The sequence below is a fragment of the Donghicola sp. genome (assembly GCF_025210255.1).
In the GTDB taxonomy this organism is placed as follows: domain Bacteria; phylum Pseudomonadota; class Alphaproteobacteria; order Rhodobacterales; family Rhodobacteraceae; genus Donghicola; species Donghicola eburneus.
The window spans coordinates 1-18,294 of sequence record NZ_JAOARZ010000006.1 but is presented as its reverse complement, the minus strand read 5'-3'; the positions used below and the strand labels follow the sequence as shown (position 1 = coordinate 18,294).

Genomic DNA, 18,294 nt, shown 5'->3' with positions numbered 1-18,294 from the left:
ACGCCCTCTGCATTGCGGGCGTATTTTTTATGTGCTATACTGATTGAAGTGACGCTAACCAGCGTCGTAATCGATCACCTTTTGGGCGAGGGTGCGAAAGAGCTCTTTTTCGGGGTCGTCTAGGCCGGCCAGCACATCGTTCTGCAATGCTTCGACGATCGGTAGAATTGCGTCGAATTCTTTTTGGCCGAGCTTGGTGGCGCGGACCTCCCTGGCGCGGCGGTCACGGCGGCTTATTGTGCGCTCCACATAGCCCTTTTGCTCCAGCCGATCGATGACTCCCCCGATCGTCGCGCGATCATAGGCGATTCTCGCTGCGACGCTGGCTTGGTCGATCCCCGGATTGGCAATGATTGCATCCAGCGCGGCGAACTGCACTGGCGTCAGGTCGCGGCCCTCTGCCTGCATTCGCTGCGAGAATACATGAGTCGAAATCTGATTCATGCGCCGAATCAAATGTCCGGCCATCTTGGAAGCGTGCATGGCAGATCCTTTTCGCGCGAGATTTATATAGAAAAACAATATATTAAGAGAAAAGAGATGTATACTTACTTTTTTCTTGGAATTTAATAAGTATAGATACTAAATAGGGGCGAAGATCGCGGACGCTAAGGGGAGAGGCAAATGCAATTCTATGAGAACGGTTTTCGGGGTGGGGATCCGGACATCCGCAATGCAGCGTCATCACGCCGTGATCGGGGGCCCTTTGCGCCGCTGCCCGAGAAGGTTGATGTGCTGATCTCTGGGTGTGGACCGGCTGGGCTGTGTTTGGCGGCACAACTGGCGCGGTTTCCGGACATTGAAACGATGATTGTCGAGCGCAAGCCGGGGCCCTTGGAAAAGGGACAAGCCGATGGCGTGAATACCCGCACGATGGAGATGTTTCAGGCCTTTGGTTTCGGCGAAAAGGTCAAGCGCGAGAGCTACTGGGTCAACCAGACCACGTTCTGGACGCCGGACCCAGCACAGCCCGCACACATCAAGAGGGTGGGACGCGTGCAGGACGTGCCTGACGACTCCTCTGAGATGCCGCATACGCTGATCAATCAGGCCCGTATTCACGAGCTATTTTTGGATGTGATGCGAAATTCGGCGTCTCGGTTGGAGCCAGACTATAGCTGGCAGGTTTTGGACGTCACCGTTGATCCCAATGCCGAGGATTATCCGGTCACTGTCACGCTCGAGAATACCGGTGTGAATGCTGGTGACACGCGAAAAGTACGAGCGCGTTACGTTGTTGGCTGCGATGGCGCGCGCTCCAAGGTGCGCGAAGCCATCGGCGGCACCCTGCACGGAGACGCGGCCCATCAGGCTTGGGGCGTTATGGACATCCTTGCGAATACCGATTTTCCGGATGTTCGCCAGAAGTGCCTGATTGCCTCGCAATCTGAAGGCAATATTCTGATCTTGCCGCGCGAAGGGGGCTATCTGTTCCGCATGTATGTGGAGTTGGACAAGCTGAACCCCGACGAGCGTGTGTCGAGCCGCAATTTCACGGCAGATGATATGATTGCTGCCGCAAACCGGATCATGGCGCCCTACACCATCGACGTAAAGGAGATCGCGTGGTGGTCAATCTACGAAATCGGCCATCGCCTGACAGATCGTTTCGATGATGTTCCCGCAGGAGAAGACCGCGATCCACGCGTGTTTACCGCTGGTGATGCATGTCACACCCACAGCCCCAAGGCGGGGCAGGGGATGAATGTATCGATGCAAGATACGTTCAATCTGGGCTGGAAGCTGGTTCATGTGCTGCAGGGGCGCGCCGATCCCAGTCTATTGCGGACCTATTCTGCCGAACGCTGGGTCGAGGCAAAGCGCCTGATCGATACAGACCACCAATGGGCGCGCATCATGTCCGCGCCTCCAGGGCAGTCGGAACTTGATGGCGCTGGAATGCCGCGCTTTCAAAAGCAGTTCATCGAAAACCTAGAGTTCACCGGTGGTTTGGCCGTGAAATACGATCAGTCGTCTCTCGTCGGGGCGCCGGATCATCAGGACTTGGCAAAGGGCCTGATCGTGGGCAAACGCTTTCATTCGGCACCTGTGGTTCGTCTGGCAGATGCGATGCAAATGCAGTTGGGGCATGTGGCTGACGCGGACACCCGCTGGCGGATCTATGCGTTTGCCGGAGAGGATGCGGCGAAGCTATATGGCCTTGCCGACTGGCTTGAGCAGGACCCGCAGTCGCCGATCGTGCGGCATACGCGCGATGGAGAGGATATCGATAGCATCATTGATGTGCGCGCAATCCTTCCAGCGACGTTTGACACATTGGCCTATGAGGAGATGCCGTCGCTTTTGAAGCCAAAGAAAGGGCGTTACGGTCTGCAGGACTACGAAAAGGTGTTCTGCCTCGACCACAAAGACCAAGGTGACATCTACGAGATGCGCGGGATTGATCGGGCGCAGGGGTGCATTGTCATCGTTCGCCCCGACCAGTACGTGGCGCAGGTCCTGCCGCTTGATGCGCGTGCAGAGTTGACGGATTTCTTTGCGGGTGTACTGCGTTCGGCTTAGGCACCTGCCGTTTCCGCCCCTTCCGCTGAAACTGGCGTCTCGGGGTAGACGTCGGGAAAGTCGGGAAGAACCACTTCGATCTGCAACAGGCCATCCGAGGTCATCGCAGCTGTCGCGTTTCCATGAAGTGCGGCGGCTGTGATTTTAACTTGAAAGACGACTGGATCACGGACATCGGAAAAGTCACCCTGATCAAACTTCATCGGCATAAAAAAGCGGTCAACATTGGTTGCGCGCACTGCGGTTGATGGCGTCGTGCCTACGATACGCAGATACCGGCGACCTTCTTCGCGAACCGTTCTGATCGTACAGGCTTCCGGTTCGGAACTGACCATGTGGAGTGATTTGTCCAGCGCCAGATAAATTTCTTCGAGTTTGACCGGATCAGTGAAGGGATCTTGTGACACGTCGAATGACAGTGCAGACGAGAGCTCTAGCCTGCCGACGATTTCCTCGAGCTTGGTGATGCGCTCTGGGTTGTTCGTAGCCAAAGCGCGGCGCATGCATTGGGTGAGCAGCTGAAGGATTGTTTGCCCCTTCTGAGAGGCATTGATGATCTGCTCGGTCCAGTTTTCCAGAGCGTCTGGATCTGTCTTCGCGTCCTCTTTTAAGAGCGTTGCAAAGCCGTTGCTGTGACGCAAAGAGGCGGACACGTCATGATGCAGGGCACTGATGTAAAGGTTAAAGCTCTCGAATACTGCATCGTAAGAGAGCCGGTCGTTCTGCCGATCTTTTACCATAGATGCCTCTTCATTCTGTGGCCGGTTTTGGGGGCAACCGGACGATGCTCAGCCAAAAGAACTCGATGTCTTGGACCACTTTAACAAAGGACGACGCCTTGAGCGGCTTGGAGACAAAACAATTTGCATGAAGGTTGTAACTCTTGATCCGGTCCGCATCGGACTCTGACGTAGTTAACACAACGACTGGAATGCGTCGCAAATCCTCTTGGGCCTTCATCGACGCCAAAACCTCGTGGCCATCGGTCTTGGGCAGGTTCAAATCTAGTAGGATCAAATCCGGCGTCGGCGCATCTTCGTACCCGTTGCGCTTGAATAGGATGTCCAATGCCTCGTCCCCGTCGCGGGCGATCAGCAAGTGGTTCGCCAACTTTGCCTCGCGCATAGCAACTTGGGTTAGAACGATGTCGCCCTCGTTGTCTTCGACCAGCAGGATAACGACTTTATCCGCGTGACTCATGCTGTGTGTTCCCCTTGTTTTGGTAGGGTGAAATAGAATGTAGACCCCTCGCCAAACGTGGACTCGACCGAGATGGTGCCGCCGTGGCGTTCGACGATCTTGCGGCAAATCGCGAGTCCGATCCCCGTTCCGGGGATTTGGTCACGACGATGGAGGCGTTTGAAAATCTCGAAAATCTTACTCAGGTTCTTTTCGGCAATACCGATGCCGTTATCCTGAACCTCAAAGCGCCAAACATCACCTTGGTCGCGGCAGCGCACGTGCACGCGGATGGGGCCTTCGGCTTTGGCATATTTGATCGCGTTCCCGATCAGGTTCTGGAACAACTGCATTAACTGCACTCTGCTGAATGGCACAGAGGGCAAGTCTTCCTGAGTTAACTCCAGCTTGCGCTCCGAGGTTCCGCGGAAGTTGGCAAAAATCTCGTGCACGACGACGCGGCTGTCGACCAGAGTGAGCTGATCGCTGCCGTGTTCAACACGGCTGTAGTCCAAGATATCTCGGATCAGGCACATCCCGCGGTCAGACGCATCAGTCAGGAATTTCAGATAGAGCGTGGTTTGCTCGTCGTCTTGACCTTGGCTGTTTAAATGGGTTTCCAGCAATTCAGAGAACGCACCGATCATACGGAAGGGCTCTTGCAAGTCGTGCGAACAGATGTGGGCGAATTGCGTCAGTTCTTCGTTCGACCTTTCCAACGACTCCAGTAGGGCAATTTGCGACTGCTCTAGGTGGCGACGGTCTGTTATGTCGTAAAACACGATGACATAGCCCTCTTCTCGTCCTGAGTCCGAGGCAATTGGCGTTGCCGACAAAGACAGGCTGAGTGGGTGGTCGCCATAGTTCGCTGGATGCAGCTCGATATCTTCGATCCGGCCAAATTCAATCAATTGGTCAATCGTCGGCTTGCTCTTGGATTGGGCATAAAAGAAAGGCAGAGCTGAAAAGTGGCGTCCGACAAGCAGACAGCGTTCGGTCTTTAGAAGCCTAGCTGCGGCGTCGTTGGCGAGGCGTACATTTTTATGCCGATCTAGGTAAATCAACGCCTCTGAAGTGTTCGAGATTACCAACTCGCGCTCTTGGGCCATGTACTCCAAGCGCGCTTCGCGGTTCTGCAGATCATGGGTTGTGATTTTGAGCAGATCATTCTGATGAGAGACGGCCATGCTCCGGTTGATTGCAATCGCCAAGAGCAAGGTCACGATCATACCCATGGGCAGGACGGCTTGCGATAGCGTCTGAACTTCTGCGCGCACAAAGCCTTTGTCGGGGACCATGCGCAGTGACCATGTTCTGTTCAGAACGCTGATTTCTCGCTGATCCGCAAAGGATGGTGCGGTTTCGAATTGCGATGGGATGGACAGTATCGTGGCATCTTCGTCCCAAATCTCGACCGAGAAGTTTACGAAGTCTTCCCGTAGCCAAGCGGTGATCATCGGTTTGAGTTCGATGGATGCGGCGATCAATCCGCGGAATTCGGTGTCGCGGATGATTGGTGAGAATAGAACGATGCTCTGGCGACCCGTCGACAGGACAAAGGGCTTTGTTAGTACGCTGGAGCCGCGCAGAACAGCCTCGTACATGGCCTCGGTGCGATCTGGGTTGAAATTCGGCCCAACTCCCATGGCCGGCTGAAGTTCTTTGAACGGAGCAACCCCGATGATCTTGTAGTCGGTGTCCACGAGGCCGATCCCAGGGATTTGCTGGAAATCTGCGGCATATTTTTCCGCGTCCGCTTGCCAGCCCTCAGCGGTGATCACATCTCGCGCTGCTTGCCGATCCGCCATGCGTTCAAGCGCCTCTTGCAGATTTTCGAATTCGACGCTGATCAACTCTTGGATAAAACTCAATTCGTGGTGGACGCCATCGACCGTGTTTTGCCGGTCGCTCTCCAGCAAATGACGCCAGATCCCGCAGGTGATGAAGACGGCGACCAGTACCACCGCAGAGGTGACAAAAATTTCCTTGCGCTGATTGGGGACGGTCGTTTGCAAGCCGCGACTGGCCAGTCCGATCGCTAGGCCAAGGACTACGAAATTCATGGCTGTATGCAGGGCCATTCCCGTCAACGCGACCCACATATAAGAGGCCATAATGTTGACCCCATACGTCGCAAGGCCGGTCAGCCCTAACCCCAGAATGGCCAGCCCCAACGCCGCGATCGTCGCACTGACCCAAGGCTTGTCACCCATAAGCGACCTGAGGACTCCCGTCACCGCAGCGACGAACAAACCAACCGCTGTGTTTGCCGCCATAAAGCCACCGGATGATGTCGTGTCGAACAGCAGGTCGTCGACGGGCAAGGTCAGCAAGCCAGCATATTTCAAGAGGCTGAGCGTCGGGAGTACACCTGTCAGTACGCCAAAGCCGAAGCTGAATTTCTCGTTCTCGGCGTTCAGAGCAAAGACCATCAACGACGCAAAGACAAAGCTGAGCGCCGTGTTGAAAGACATCAAGGAAAAGCCTGGCCAAATATCCAGGAGGCGGGCGATTCCGAAATACCAACCTGAGAGAGCCGAGATTGATGTAATCAGTACAATTAGTGGCAGAGCATAGAATGCTAAGGTGCGCAGACCTACTTTGCCTCGGACTCGTTCAAAACCTCTCGGCAGTTGAGAGGCATGAGACATGAAGTAACTTTCCTTGGGATATAACTTATCCACCTAATAAGTTGTATCTGCCAACAAAACGTATAACCCGTCAAGACTACAAGCCTTTAGTCAAAATTGACAGTAGGGAAGCTCATACTATCCGATATGGTAGGTTTTACATTCTATCGGCGGTTGTTGGACATGCCGTCGCGTTACGCCTTTGTGGCACTTCCACGGGTGCCTTCGATGCGCAGTACCTGTTGGGCCTGCATGCGGCGGCGTAGCGCTCTTGATGCGGTATCGATCAACGCCGTAAGCACAATTGTAACAGAGAGCAAGAGTAGCGCACGATCTATCCGTAACTGCTGTAAGTTGGCCTGCACATAAAAGCCAAGCGTTGTAATGCCGAGCAGGCCCATGATTGCGCTTTCACGAAGGATGATTTCCCAGCGGTAGAGACACAGGGCCCAGAAGTTTCCGGTTAAGCGGGGGAAAAGCTCCCAAGCCCAGAAATTCAAACCTCGCGGCGCGTCGGGTCGGATTGTTAGGTCACCGGATTGGCGCCCCAGCAGATGAGCAATGATTGCGCCATTGTGCAGCGCGAGAGCGATGATCGCGGGCAGCATGGACGGGCCCAGAATTTGCAAGAGGACAAAGGCGAGCATGTACTCCGGCGTAGAGCGGAGAATGACCAAGATACCATGTCCCAGCATTGCCCCGATGTGGCCGGCCACGCGCGGCACAATGATTGGGAAGCTGAGTGCTGCCATCACCGTCGCACCACCCAAGGCGATCTGCGACAGGCTGAGGGTCGCGATGGCGCCGGGTAGCGCTTGGTCAATAAGAACCTTTTCAAGCCATGGCAGCCAATCCGCTTCGATCCGCGCGGGGGCGGGCACGAGATCGGCTAGAAAGCGCCACGCAGCGCCTTGTCCTATGGGGGGAAAGGGCACTTGTGCCAGAGCCCAAATCGACATTCCGATAAATAACGGGACCAGCCGCCAGCGCACCCAGTGGCGTAGCGGCAGGATCAGTGCGAGGAATATCAGGAACACCGCTGCGGCTTCGGCGTAGTAGGCTTGCTTGAAGTAGCTTTCGAGGTGGAAGCCAAGAGTCGGCAAACCGATGAAACCGAGCACAGCGCTGGACCGAAGCCCACATTCCAGTCGATAGAGGCTATAGGTCCTGATCTGTGGCAAGCTCGCGGGCAGGCGCACCCAAAGCAGGCGGAGCAAGGGAGATGCGACCTGAGGAAGTGCAGCCTCGGCGCGAGCGTCGGCTTCGTCCAGATATTCGGAAAAGACTTTGGCGAAGATACCAGTGTAGGGCAGGCCGATCGCCAAAACGCCCGTCAGTGGCGACAGCCCCGTGATATTCAGCAGCAGCAAGGCCCAGAAGATCTCGTGAAGCGCGCGGATTGCAATACAGGGCCACCTGACACGGCGGAGGCGGTAGAACGGGGCTAGAACAAGTCCGATTGTCGCGCCAAAGGCGACGCCACAAAAGGCAAAGGCAAGCGTGAGGCCTGCTGCGCGCAGCAACTCACCGGGGTTATGAAAACTTGGGGTGAGCAGGCCTTGGGCGATGCGGCTTAGGGTCAGCCACGGATCGGGTCCGCCTGCATTCAGGTCGACAAAGAAAAGCGCCAGCAAACACGACCCAACCAGTCCCAGAAGTAGATGACGGCCGCTCAGGCTCATGAATAAAGGCTCATGATATCAGCTTGTGACAGCGCGTCGGCTGCGCAATCAATGGCGACTTTGCCGGCCCTCAGGCCGATAATCCGTGTCGCATAGTCTTGCGCGAGGGCCACATCGTGTAGGGCGAGCACACTTGTTTGAAACGTTTGGGTGACGGTGCGCAGCAAATCGCGCGCTTGGGCCGGATCAACAGCAGAAACAGGTTCATCAGCGATCACCACCGCCCCGCGACGCAGGAGGGCGCGCGACAAGGCAACCCGCTGTTTTTGTCCACCAGAGAGCGCGCTGACCTTGCGCCGAGCAAGGCCGCCAAGGCCCGTCTGTGAGAGGACGTCTTCGACTTTGGCGCGTTCAGTCGCTGAGGGCCAGAGAAGCGTGCGCAAATTGCGGGGTGTGCTGAAGTCGTCCAGACAGCCCATCCACACGTTGTGAAAGACGCTGAGTTGCGCAACAAGCCCAGCCTCTTGGGGCGCCAAGGCGACCCGCTGGTCCGCAAGTCGCGAAAACATTGTATGAAGCAAAGTGCTTTTGCCGACGCCGCTGGGGCCAAGCAAGGCGATCCGCTCGCCTTGCTGGACCGAAAGCGAGACACCAGTGAGCACGGGCTTCTCGCCCCATCCCAGCGTCTCGTTTTGCAGCGTGAGCAGAGTCGTCATCAGTCGATGATGTCGAGGGCGCGGGCCGTGTCCTCGATTGGCTGGTACATGTTGTTGTCCGCCGCGATGAATTCAGAGCGCGGGAAGCTGGCGAGCAGGTCCGCGTCATCCATGCCGAGCAGGGCATCTTGGACTTTTTGGGTGAAGCCCTCGCCAAAGCGTGCATCCACGTCGCCGCGGATGGTCCAGTTGTAATCGGGGTAGGGCGGGGTTTTCCAGATGACGGTGGCCTGATCCGCTTCTGCTGCGGCAGTGTCATAAACGGTGTAGTTGAGCGCGCCGACGTCATAGGCGCCAGAGGCCACCAAACGCAGGGTCTGGCCGTGGTCGCCGCTGAAGCCCACAGTGCTGAACAGGTCTTCTGGCGCTTTGCCGGTCAGCTCGCGGATGTAGAATTCGGGCATCAAACGGCCCGAGGTCGAGGTCTGCGCGCCAAAGGTAAAGCTGAGCCCCGACAGGTCGGGCAGGGCATCTGCTTCGGTCAGGCCGGTGTCAGTGTTCGCGATGAAGTAGGTGACGAAGCTTTCGTCCTCGGCGCCTTGGGCGATGGCTTGCGAGCCGGGAACCGCCAGACGCGCCTGAACGCCGGACAAGCCGCCGAACCAACCCAGCTGAATCTGGTCGTTGCGGAACGCCATGACCGCCGCGCCATAATCTTTAACAGGAACGTATTCGACAGCGACGCCAAGCTCGGCCTCAAGGTAGTCGGCGACCGCGCCAAAGCGTTCGATCAGGCGGGTTTCGTCGTCGTCAGGGATTGCCGAAAAATAGAGAGTGTCCGACAGGGCCGGCGAGGCGGTGCAGAGCAGCGCGAGAAGAAGCTTTTTCATAACAATTCCTTTGGCTTTCGCTGAGTCTATACCGACCCGAGAAACAAGGTTCCAGTACGAAGCCGCCCCGGACTGAAGGTCAGCCGGGGCGGTGTGTTCTGGTCAATTATGGGCGCTTGCTGTAGGCGCCGCCGGGTTTGCCCGGTTTGCCGCCTTTGGCCGGTTTTCGGAAGGGCGTCGCGTCGCCGCCTTTGCCCGCGGGGCGGCCCGGTTTCGCGCCAAAGCCGCGTTTCGCACCGTCAGGTTTCCCGCCTTTGCGGTCGTCCTTGCCAAAGCCGCTTTTGCCGTCCTTGTTGAACGGGCGCTTGCCCGAAGGCTTCCCACCGCGGTCATCGCCAAACTTGCGGCCTGCTGGTTTCCCGCCGGGCTTGCCGGGGCGATCGTCAGAGCGCGGTGCGCGGGGACGGTCATCGCGATCTTCACGTTTGGTTTTGTCCCAGCGCGGCTTGTCCGACTTGGGCTTGTCGCCAGCGGGTTTGTCACCCCAGACCGGTTTGGTCTTGCGGGCAACGGGGCCGTGGGCTTCGGCGGGACGGGGCGCGGGGCGTTCGCTACGCTCTGGACGATCACCTGCAGGGCGAGGCGCACGTTCCTCAGAGGCGGGACGCGGACGGTCCTCATCCTCGCGCTTGCGCTTGAAGGGACGGTCGTTCTTTTCCGCGAATTTTCGGTTCGACTTGCTGCGCGGCTGGGGCTTGGACAGCTTGGGGGCCTCGTCCAGTTGTTTCAGAACGTAGCCACGATCAGTGGTCATCGACGCACCGATTTCGTCCAAGAATCCGGCAACAGCATCGGCACGCAACTCAATGTAGCTGACGGTGTCCAGGATGCGCATCGCGCCGATTTCGTCCTTGGTGATGTCGCCGGCACGGCAGATCATCGGCAGCATCCAGCGCGGGGTGACGTTCTGGTTGTGACCGGCGTCCATCTGGAACCAGACCGACTCGGTGAACTCTTCGCGCTGTTTTCTCGGCGCGGGCGCGTCCACGGACATCTGGTCAATCTCTTCGGGGGCCGAACGGCCCGTGTTCAGGGCGCGCAAGTAAGCCAGAGCCAGTTGCTCGACGCTGAAGGTCTGGGTCAGCAGGTCCACAGTGGGCTGTTCTGTCGAGGTAGGCGTATCCTGCCACGACTCGTCTGCCAGCATGCGCTCCGAATCCTTGGCAGCCACTTCTTCGGCGGACGGGGCAGAGCCCCAGGTCGCATTCAGCTTGGCCCATTTCAGCAGGCGCTCTGCTTTCTTGCGGTTCTTCGGGGTCACCATCAACGAGCTAACGCCCTTGCGGCCCGCGCGGCCGGTCCGGCCCGAACGGTGCAGCAGGGTTTCATGGTTGCTGGGCAGTTCTGCGTGAATCACCAGTTCCAGATTGGGCAGGTCGATGCCGCGCGCCGCTACGTCGGTCGCCACACAAACACGGGCACGGCCATCGCGCATCGCTTGCAGCGCGTGGGTGCGTTCGGTCTGAGTCAACTCGCCCGACAGAGCCACGACCGAGAAACCACGGTTCGACAGGCGCGATGTCATGCGGGCCACCATTGCACGGGTGTTCGCAAAGATGATCGCGTTAGGTGCCTCGTAATACCGCAGAACGTTGATGATCGCGTTTTCCGAGTCGCGGTCATTGACGACCATGGCGCGGTATTCGATGTCGGAGTGCTGCTTTTGCTCGGAGACCGTGCTGATGCGCAGGGCATCGCGCTGGTACTTCTTGGCCATGCGCTCGATTTCTTTGGGCACGGTGGCCGAAAACAGCAGGGTCTGACGCTCTTCGGGGCAGGAGCCCAGAATGAACTCCAGATCTTCGGAGAAGCCAAGGTCCAGCATCTCGTCTGCTTCGTCCAGCACCACGGCGCGGACGTTGCTCAGGTCGATGGTGTCGCGCTGGATGTGGTCACGCAGACGGCCGGGGGTGGCGACAACAATGTGCGCGCCGCGAGCGAGCGCACGCTTTTCATCGCGGAAGTCCATGCCGCCAACGCAGGACGCAAGAAAGGCGCCAGCATCTTCGTACAGCCATACCAGCTCGCGTTTGACCTGCAGGGCCAGTTCGCGGGTAGGGGCGATGATTAGGGCCAAGGGCGCTTCTGCGGCGCCGAATGTGTCGGCATCGCCGAGAATCGCGTTTGCGATGGCCAGACCGAAGCCAACAGTTTTACCAGAGCCGGTTTGGGCCGACACCAGCATGTCTTGGGTGCCGAGTTCAGGATTGCTCACAGCTTCTTGAACGGGAGTAAGGCTGGAATATCCACGGCGCTCCAGCGCCTGTGCGAGGGTGTTTTTCACGTGCTTGTCTGCTTTCAAGTCAGAGGATTTGGCCGCAAATCCGCAGTTTTCGCGGAAGGGGCGGCGCATCCATACAGCACTAGTCCCGGCGGCAATCGCGCCCGCCTATAGCAATTGATGTGTTCTGTACAGGGTCTTTGCTGAAAAGACTCGTGATTTTCATCTTTGGGGGCACGGTTGTTGGCGCTGACATGCTTGCAATGTGTGTCGTGATAGATAAAACCAACGGGGATAGGGGAGACCCGCAAAAATTATCTATAAAATGGAGGGCGGCATGGCTGGCCAGCAAAATTGGACTGTCGAAGAGGCGCGCGAGATTTACAACAAGCCGCTCATGCACCTGCTCTATGAGGCTCAGACCGTTCACCGCGCCCACTTCGATCCCAATCAAGTTCAGCGCTCCAAACTTTTGTCGATCAAGACCGGTGGCTGCGCCGAAGATTGCGCCTATTGTTCGCAGTCGGCCCGCAATGGCTCAAAACTGCCCGCATCCAAGCTGATAGAGGTCGAGCGCGTGATCGCGCAGGCCAAGAAAGCCAAAGAGGGCGGCGCGACCCGCTACTGCATGGGGGCCGCATGGAGCAGCCCCAAGGACCGCGACATGGATGTGCTGACCGCCATGGTCGAAGGCGTCAAAGAGCTGGGTATGGAAACCTGTATGACCCTCGGCATGCTCGAGGATAATCAGGTTGCCCGCCTGAAGGATGCCGGTCTCGATTACTACAACCACAACATCGACACGTCCGAGCGCTATTATAAAGAGATCATCACCACCCGCAGCTTTGACGAGCGTTTGGCGACCCTGACCCGCGTACGCGAGGCGGGGATCAAGGTGTGCTCTGGCGGGATCGTTGGCATGGGCGAGCAGATGATGGACCGTGTGGAAATGCTGGTCACTTTGGCGAACCTGCCCGAAGCGCCCGACTCGGTGCCTGTGAACATGCTGATGCCCCAGCCCGATACGCCTTTGGCCAATGTCGAGAAGCTGGACCCGATCGAATTTGTCCGCACCGTCGCGCTGGCGCGTATCCTGATGCCGACCAGCCACGTGCGTCTGTCCGCGGGCCGCACCGATATGAGCGACGAACTGCAGGCGATGTGCTTCTTTGCCGGTGCGAACTCGATCTTTGTGGGCGACACCCTGCTGACCGCCGACAACCCCGAAGAGGACAAGGACGCGATCCTGTTCGCCAAGCTGGGGCTGGAAACCATGGAAGCCTTTACCGAAGGTCGCGTCTGCAAGAACGAAGCGGCGGATGCTGCGGCAGCTACGGCGGCCGAATAAGCCAGACCGATGAAGGCTCTGACCCGACACGAAACCGGCTTGCAGTCGCTCGCATCGCGCGGACGGCTGCGCCGCCTTGCGCCCCGCGCCGGTCTAGACTTTGCGTCCAACGACTACTTGGGGCTGGCTGGCTCTGACGTGTTGAAGCGCGCAGCGTTAGATGCGCTAGAGCGTGGCGTCCCGCTCGGGTCAGGTGGGTCGCGCCTATTGCGCGGCAACCATCTAGAGCACGAAGCATTGGAGGCCGAGGCTGCCGCGTTCTTTGGGTCCGAAGCGACACTCTATATGGGTGGCGGTTTTCAGGGGAATGTGGCGCTGTTCTCGACACTGCCAGCCGTAGGCGATCTGGTTCTATATGATGAACTGGTCCACGCGAGCGCACACGACGGGATGCGGTTGGGCCGCGCCGATCTGGTCAGCTTTGCCCATAATAATGCCGCAGATGCGCGTCTGAAACTGTCGGACTGGCAGGCAAAGGGCGGCGATGGCCAAATCTGGATCGCGGTTGAGAGCGTCTATTCCATGGAGGGCGACATTGCGCCATTGGCCGATTTCGCCGCGCTGGCCCGCGATGTCGGCGCGATCCTTGTGGTGGACGAAGCCCATGCAACCGGCGTGTTTGGATCGGTGGGACAGGGCATGGGCCATGGCTATGATGGCGTCGAGGTGCTGACCCTGCATACCTGCGGCAAGGGCCTTGGGGTGTCGGGTGCGTTGATCTGTGGAGCGCGGGTGCTGATCGATACACTGATCAATCGTGCGCGGCCCTTTATCTTTGCGACGGCACCGTCACCTTTCGATGCGGCTCTGGTGCGTGCCGCGATCGGTGCTTTGCAGTCCCAGCCGCAGTACAAGGACGCGGCGGAAGCGCGTATCGCTCACGCCCACCAAGAGGCCGCGCGCCTCTGTGGCCTGAACGACCTGCAAAGCCAGATCATTCCCGTGATCATCGGGGCGGATAAACCGACCATGGCCCGCGCCGAGGCGTTGCAGCACGCTGGTTTTGATGTGCGCGGTATCCGCCCGCCGACCGTGCCGCGCAATACGTCGCGCTTGCGCGTTTCGATCACTGGCAACGTGACCCACGCGGACATCACATCCCTCTTTGAACACATTTCCCGCCAACAGGAGGCCGCATGAGCGCGATCATCGTCACCGGAACCGACACCGGCATCGGCAAAACGATCTTTAGCGCGGGACTGACCGCAGCCCTTGGCGCGACTTATTGGAAGCCCGTCCAGTCGGGACTGGAAGAAGAAACCGACACCGAAATCGTCACGCGGCTGTCTGGCCGTCCCGCGTTGCCCGAGGCGTACCGTCTGGACATGCCCGCCTCGCCGCACCTGTCAGCCGAAGCAGAGAGCGTTGAAATCGACACCGATCTAGAGATTCCCGAAGTTGAGGGGCCCTTGGTTGTCGAGGGGGCAGGGGGTCTAATGGTTCCTCTCAACCGGCAGGTTACCTATCTGGATGTGTTTGCTCGTTGGCAAAAGCCGGTGATTCTTTGTGCCCGCACGCAGCTTGGAACGATCAACCACACTCTCTTGTCCCTGCGCGCGTTGCGGGCCGAGGGCTGTCTTGTCGTCGGTGTCGCATTCATTGGCGAGCCTGAGCCAGAGGTCGAAGAGACTATTTGCCAGATGGGTCTCGTTGCGTCGCTGGGGCGACTGGATGTTATGCCCGAAGTGACGACCGCAGCTCTCGCTAAAGCTTTCGAGGGTATCGACATGGACCGGATCAAGGATCACCTATGACCCCGCTTGAGTTCGACCGCGACCATCTGTGGCACCCCTACACCAACGTCGCCAAGCCTGGCCCCGTACATCTGGTCAAAGAGGCCGAGGGCATCTGGCTGACTCTGGATGATGGCTCCCGTGTGATCGATGCGATGTCGTCTTGGTGGTGCACGATCCACGGTCACCGTCACCCACAGATCGTGCAGGCGATGCATGATCAGTTGGACAGCTTGCCCCACGTGATGTTCGGCGGCCTGACCCATGATCCGGCGGTGGAACTGGGAAAGCGTTTGATAGGCATGCTGCCCGATGCCTTGGATCGCGTGTTCTATTGCGACAGTGGATCTGTGTCGGTCGAGGTCGCCATGAAGATGGCGGTTCAGTACCAAATGGCGATGGGGCGCACGGGTCGGACAGGCTTTGCCACTATTCGCGGGGGCTATCACGGCGACACGTGGAAAGCGATGAGCGTTTGTGATCCCGTGAACGGGATGCACGGGCTCTTCCGTGGCGCGCTCGGGATCGAACACTTTCTGCCGCGCCCGTCGGTGCAGATGGGGCAGGAGTGGCCTGATAATCCCGCGCTGAATGGTGTTGCCGAGATGGAGGCGCTGCTGACCGAGCAAGCCGACAATTTGGCTGCTGTTATTCTAGAGCCCGTCGTGCAGGGCGCTGGCGGGATGTACTTTTACCATCCGCAGTTTCTTGTTGAACTGCGCAAAAGTTGTGATGCGCACGGCATCCTGCTGATCTTTGATGAGATCGCCACAGGATTTGGCCGCACCGGGAAAGCCTTTGCCCTACAGCACGCTGGCGTTGTCCCTGACATCATCTGTCTGGGAAAAGCGTTAACAGGTGGACACATCAGCTTTGCGGCGACCGTCGCGACCAAGGATGTGGCCTACGGCATCGGCGAGTCCGAGGCGGGCGTGTTCATGCATGGGCCGACCTTTATGGGCAATCCGCTGGCCTGCGCAGCGGCCTGCGCGAGCCTTGACCTGATGGCAGATGGCACGTGGCAAAACCGCGTGGCTCAGATCGAAGCGCAGATGCGCGAGGAATTAGAGCCTGCGCGCGCCTATGACGGGGTGGTGGATGTGCGCGTGCTGGGGGCGATTGGCGTGATCCAGATGGCGGAATGGCAAGACACCTCGATCGCGCACGGCAAGGCGCGCGAGTCCGGCGTCTATTTGCGCCCTTTCGCGCACAATATTTACACCATGCCGCCCTTCATCACCGAGCCTGAGGATTTGAGCCGCATCACCGCTGCTATGCTGGATTTGGCCAAGGGGGCATAATGCGTTCGGAGTGGCTTCAGCGCACCGGATCACAAGAGGTGATTGTGGTTTTCGGCGGGTGGGCCCTAGGGTCCGCACCCTTTGCTGCACTGAAGGGGGACTCTGACCTTCTTTTCGTCGAAGACTGGCGGAGCCTTAACGGGGCATTGCCTAATCTCGGGGGTTATGAAACCCGATTGCTGGTTGCGTTCTCTTTTGGTGTCGCTGCGGCTGGGCACTGGATAGCGGCGCACGGAGATCAGTTTGATCGGAAGGTCGCCGTGAATGGCACTCTAGATCCGGTGAGCGCCTCACATGGAATTTCGGCCGAGATGGTCGAAGCGACTGCTTCTGGACTGAGTGTGGCGAGCTTTTCCAGCTTCTGCCGTCGCGCCGGTGTAAAGCCTGCTCCTGCCATTGATCTCGAAGCACGCCGCGCAGAATTGCGCGCCGTAGCGCAGCGCGGGCAGGCTTCAGCGCTGCGGTTTGACCGTATTTGGCTGTCGCGCAAGGACCGTATTTTTCCACCAGCGGCCCTGCAGGCGGCTTGGGCGGATCAGGCTGACGATGTGCGCTGGTTGGACTCTGCGCCTCATTCTCCGTTTGCAGTTGGGCAGACGTGGGGGGATTGGCGGGCATGACCCCGATACGCGATCACAAAGTCCACGACAGCTTCCGACGGAGCTTGTCGAGCTACAGCGCCGAAGCGAGTCCCCAGCGGCGGATTGCCCGATTGCTCGTGCGGCGTCTGCTGCGTGTTTGCCCGACCACGCATTTCCGAAGCCTTTTCGAGTTTGGCTGTGGGACGGGCCACCTGACCGAGCCGCTTCATCAAGCGCTGCAGATTGAACGAACAATCCTGAATGATCTGGTCGCCGATGTGGCGCGGGATATCGCCGTTCCGTTCGAGGCTTTTATTGGGGGGGCGGTTGAAGCCGTCGCTTGGCCTGCGGATGTCGATCTGATCGCGTCGGCCTCTGCGCTCCAATGGCTTGATGACCCCGATGCGCTGCTGCGAAGACTTGCCGAGCATTTGGCGCCGCAGGGCTGGCTTGCGCTGTCGACCTTCGGGCCGCAGCAATTTGTCGAGTTGCAGGCTCTGGGATCTGATGCGGGTGCGCCTGGGTACATCACGACGGACAGGATAGAGGCTGCACTGTGCTGTAACCTGAGGGTTATTGACCTAGAGGGGGGCACTTTTAAACTTTGGTTTGACAGCCCGACCGATGTGCTTCGCCATTTGCGTCGTACTGGGGTAAACGGCCGTGCATCGGGGCGATGGACCCGGCGGGATCTAGAGCAGTTCTCGCAGGCCTATGTCGACCGATTTGCTGTCGCGGGGCGGGTGCCGCTGACCTACCACCCTGTTTGGGTTATCGCGACCAAACCTTGATTACCCGAACCGGCTGATGTGGCGTTGCAGCACCATGACCGCGCCCTCGATGTCGCGTTTTCGCACTGCCGTCATGATGGCACGATGCTCCAAATCTTCGCGACGGCGCCACCGGTCCGCGCCATGTTGCAGGAAATGGCGCGCTGACAGAAGCTGCAGGTCGTCAATCTCTCCGATCAGTCGGGGCATGTCGCAGGCCGCAATAGTCGCCAGATGGAAACCGCGATTGGCAGCTTCCCATGTTTTGACGTTTTCGGCTTGATCGCAAATTCTTTGCAACTCTTCGGCGCGGCGAATTTGGGCTTCGGAAAGGCGGGGAATAGAGTGACGCAGAGCCACAGGTTCCAGAGCGAGTCGCATGACCTTGAGTTCTTTGACTGCGTCAGGGTCCAGCGGTGCGACGCGTACACCTTGGCGGGGCAGGGCGACCGCGAGCCCGCGGCCAACAAGATGCAAGAGCGCCTCACGAACTGGCACGTGGCTTGCGCCGAACTCTTTGGCGATATGGTCCTGTCGCAGCTTGTCACCGGGTTTCAGCTCTCCCTGCACGATACGCTTGGTTAATGCGGCACTGATAACGTCAGAGCTTTTTTGGCGAACCGTGCTGTCCATTGCGCTGGTGTCTTCCCGTGGTTGTGTGGGGCGGAGTTAACCCCAAAACAAAGGGGGGTGACAGACCCCTCCCTCCATCTTTGCGCTGATTGGTTGGTTTTGCTTTTTGTTGTTTGATTTTGTGTATTTTTGATTTTTTTGAGTTTTTTGAATTTTGTCTTGTTTTGGGGGTTGCGACTCTCCACAGCTATCCGTAGAAGGCCCCTC

The 18,294-nt window shown here is 58.4% G+C and carries 16 protein-coding genes; 7 read left to right on the top strand and 9 right to left on the bottom strand.

Features of this window, described 5'->3' with window-relative positions:
- Positions 1-54: 54 nt before the first annotated feature.
- Positions 55-483 carry a MarR family transcriptional regulator gene (locus tag N4A58_RS00405; RefSeq protein ID WP_293706941.1) on the bottom strand — a complete coding sequence of 143 codons (429 nt, stop codon included), beginning with the start codon at positions 481-483 and terminating at the stop codon, positions 55-57.
- A gap of 141 nt (positions 484-624) precedes the next feature.
- Between N4A58_RS00405 and N4A58_RS00400 the strand changes: the two genes are divergently transcribed.
- The gene (locus N4A58_RS00400; RefSeq protein ID WP_293706940.1) at positions 625-2,523 is read left to right on the top strand and encodes an FAD-dependent monooxygenase; all 1,899 of its coding nucleotides are present in this window, start codon (positions 625-627) and stop codon (positions 2,521-2,523) included.
- Here the strand turns inward: N4A58_RS00400 and N4A58_RS00395 are convergent.
- The 7 genes from N4A58_RS00395 to N4A58_RS00365 form a co-directional block, all read right to left on the bottom strand.
- On the bottom strand, positions 2,520-3,263 hold the full coding sequence (locus N4A58_RS00395) for a hypothetical protein (RefSeq protein ID WP_293706938.1): 744 nt from the start codon (positions 3,261-3,263) through the stop codon (positions 2,520-2,522). The two genes, N4A58_RS00400 and N4A58_RS00395, sit on opposite strands and share 4 nt — an antisense overlap.
- Before the next feature lie 10 nt (positions 3,264-3,273).
- Complete coding sequence (locus tag N4A58_RS00390) at positions 3,274-3,723, bottom strand: response regulator (protein WP_293706936.1); 450 nt, start codon at positions 3,721-3,723, stop codon at positions 3,274-3,276.
- Positions 3,720-6,176, bottom strand: a complete 2,457-nt coding sequence (locus tag N4A58_RS00385; RefSeq protein ID WP_293706935.1) for an ATP-binding protein — start codon at positions 6,174-6,176, stop codon at positions 3,720-3,722. Before N4A58_RS00385 ends, N4A58_RS00390 begins: the two co-directional genes overlap by 4 nt.
- Positions 6,177-6,526: 350 nt before the next feature.
- Positions 6,527-8,014: an ABC transporter permease gene (locus N4A58_RS00380; RefSeq protein ID WP_293706934.1), complete on the bottom strand. Its 1,488-nt coding sequence runs from the start codon at positions 8,012-8,014 to the stop codon at positions 6,527-6,529.
- A complete protein-coding gene (locus N4A58_RS00375; protein ID WP_293706933.1) occupies positions 8,011-8,670 on the bottom strand; it encodes an ATP-binding cassette domain-containing protein in 660 nt (219 codons plus the stop codon). Before N4A58_RS00375 ends, N4A58_RS00380 begins: the two co-directional genes overlap by 4 nt.
- Entirely contained in the window at positions 8,670-9,500 is an 831-nt protein-coding gene (locus N4A58_RS00370; RefSeq protein ID WP_293706932.1) for a putative selenate ABC transporter substrate-binding protein, read from the bottom strand. The genes N4A58_RS00375 and N4A58_RS00370 overlap by 1 nt, the downstream gene beginning before the upstream one ends.
- Positions 9,501-9,606: 106 nt before the next feature.
- Positions 9,607-11,784 carry a DEAD/DEAH box helicase gene (locus N4A58_RS00365; protein WP_293706931.1) on the bottom strand — a complete coding sequence of 726 codons (2,178 nt, stop codon included), beginning with the start codon at positions 11,782-11,784 and terminating at the stop codon, positions 9,607-9,609.
- A gap of 274 nt (positions 11,785-12,058) precedes the next feature.
- On the opposite strand from N4A58_RS00365, the gene bioB reads away from it, so the two are divergent.
- From bioB to N4A58_RS00335, 6 genes are read left to right on the top strand one after another with little or no spacing between them, the layout of a single operon-like run.
- On the top strand, positions 12,059-13,069 hold the full coding sequence (bioB, locus tag N4A58_RS00360; protein ID WP_293706930.1) for a biotin synthase BioB: 1,011 nt from the start codon (positions 12,059-12,061) through the stop codon (positions 13,067-13,069).
- 9 nt (positions 13,070-13,078) lie between these two features.
- Positions 13,079-14,209, top strand: coding sequence for an 8-amino-7-oxononanoate synthase (locus N4A58_RS00355; protein WP_293706929.1), 1,131 nt, complete (start codon positions 13,079-13,081; stop codon positions 14,207-14,209).
- Entirely contained in the window at positions 14,206-14,823 is a 618-nt protein-coding gene (bioD, locus tag N4A58_RS00350; protein WP_072707549.1) for a dethiobiotin synthase, read from the top strand. The genes N4A58_RS00355 and bioD overlap by 4 nt, the downstream gene beginning before the upstream one ends.
- Positions 14,820-16,103: an adenosylmethionine--8-amino-7-oxononanoate transaminase gene (gene bioA / locus N4A58_RS00345; protein ID WP_293706925.1), complete on the top strand. Its 1,284-nt coding sequence runs from the start codon at positions 14,820-14,822 to the stop codon at positions 16,101-16,103. The genes bioD and bioA overlap by 4 nt, the downstream gene beginning before the upstream one ends.
- Complete coding sequence (locus tag N4A58_RS00340; protein WP_293706923.1) at positions 16,103-16,723, top strand: pimeloyl-ACP methyl esterase BioG family protein; 621 nt, start codon at positions 16,103-16,105, stop codon at positions 16,721-16,723. Before bioA ends, N4A58_RS00340 begins: the two co-directional genes overlap by 1 nt.
- A complete protein-coding gene (locus tag N4A58_RS00335; protein WP_293706921.1) occupies positions 16,720-17,475 on the top strand; it encodes a methyltransferase domain-containing protein in 756 nt (251 codons plus the stop codon). The genes N4A58_RS00340 and N4A58_RS00335 overlap by 4 nt, the downstream gene beginning before the upstream one ends.
- Here N4A58_RS00335 and N4A58_RS00330 read toward each other — a convergent pair whose 3' ends face one another.
- A complete protein-coding gene (locus N4A58_RS00330; RefSeq protein WP_293706919.1) occupies positions 17,476-18,087 on the bottom strand; it encodes a GntR family transcriptional regulator in 612 nt (203 codons plus the stop codon). It abuts the gene before it with no gap.
- Positions 18,088-18,294: the final 207 nt, after the last annotated feature.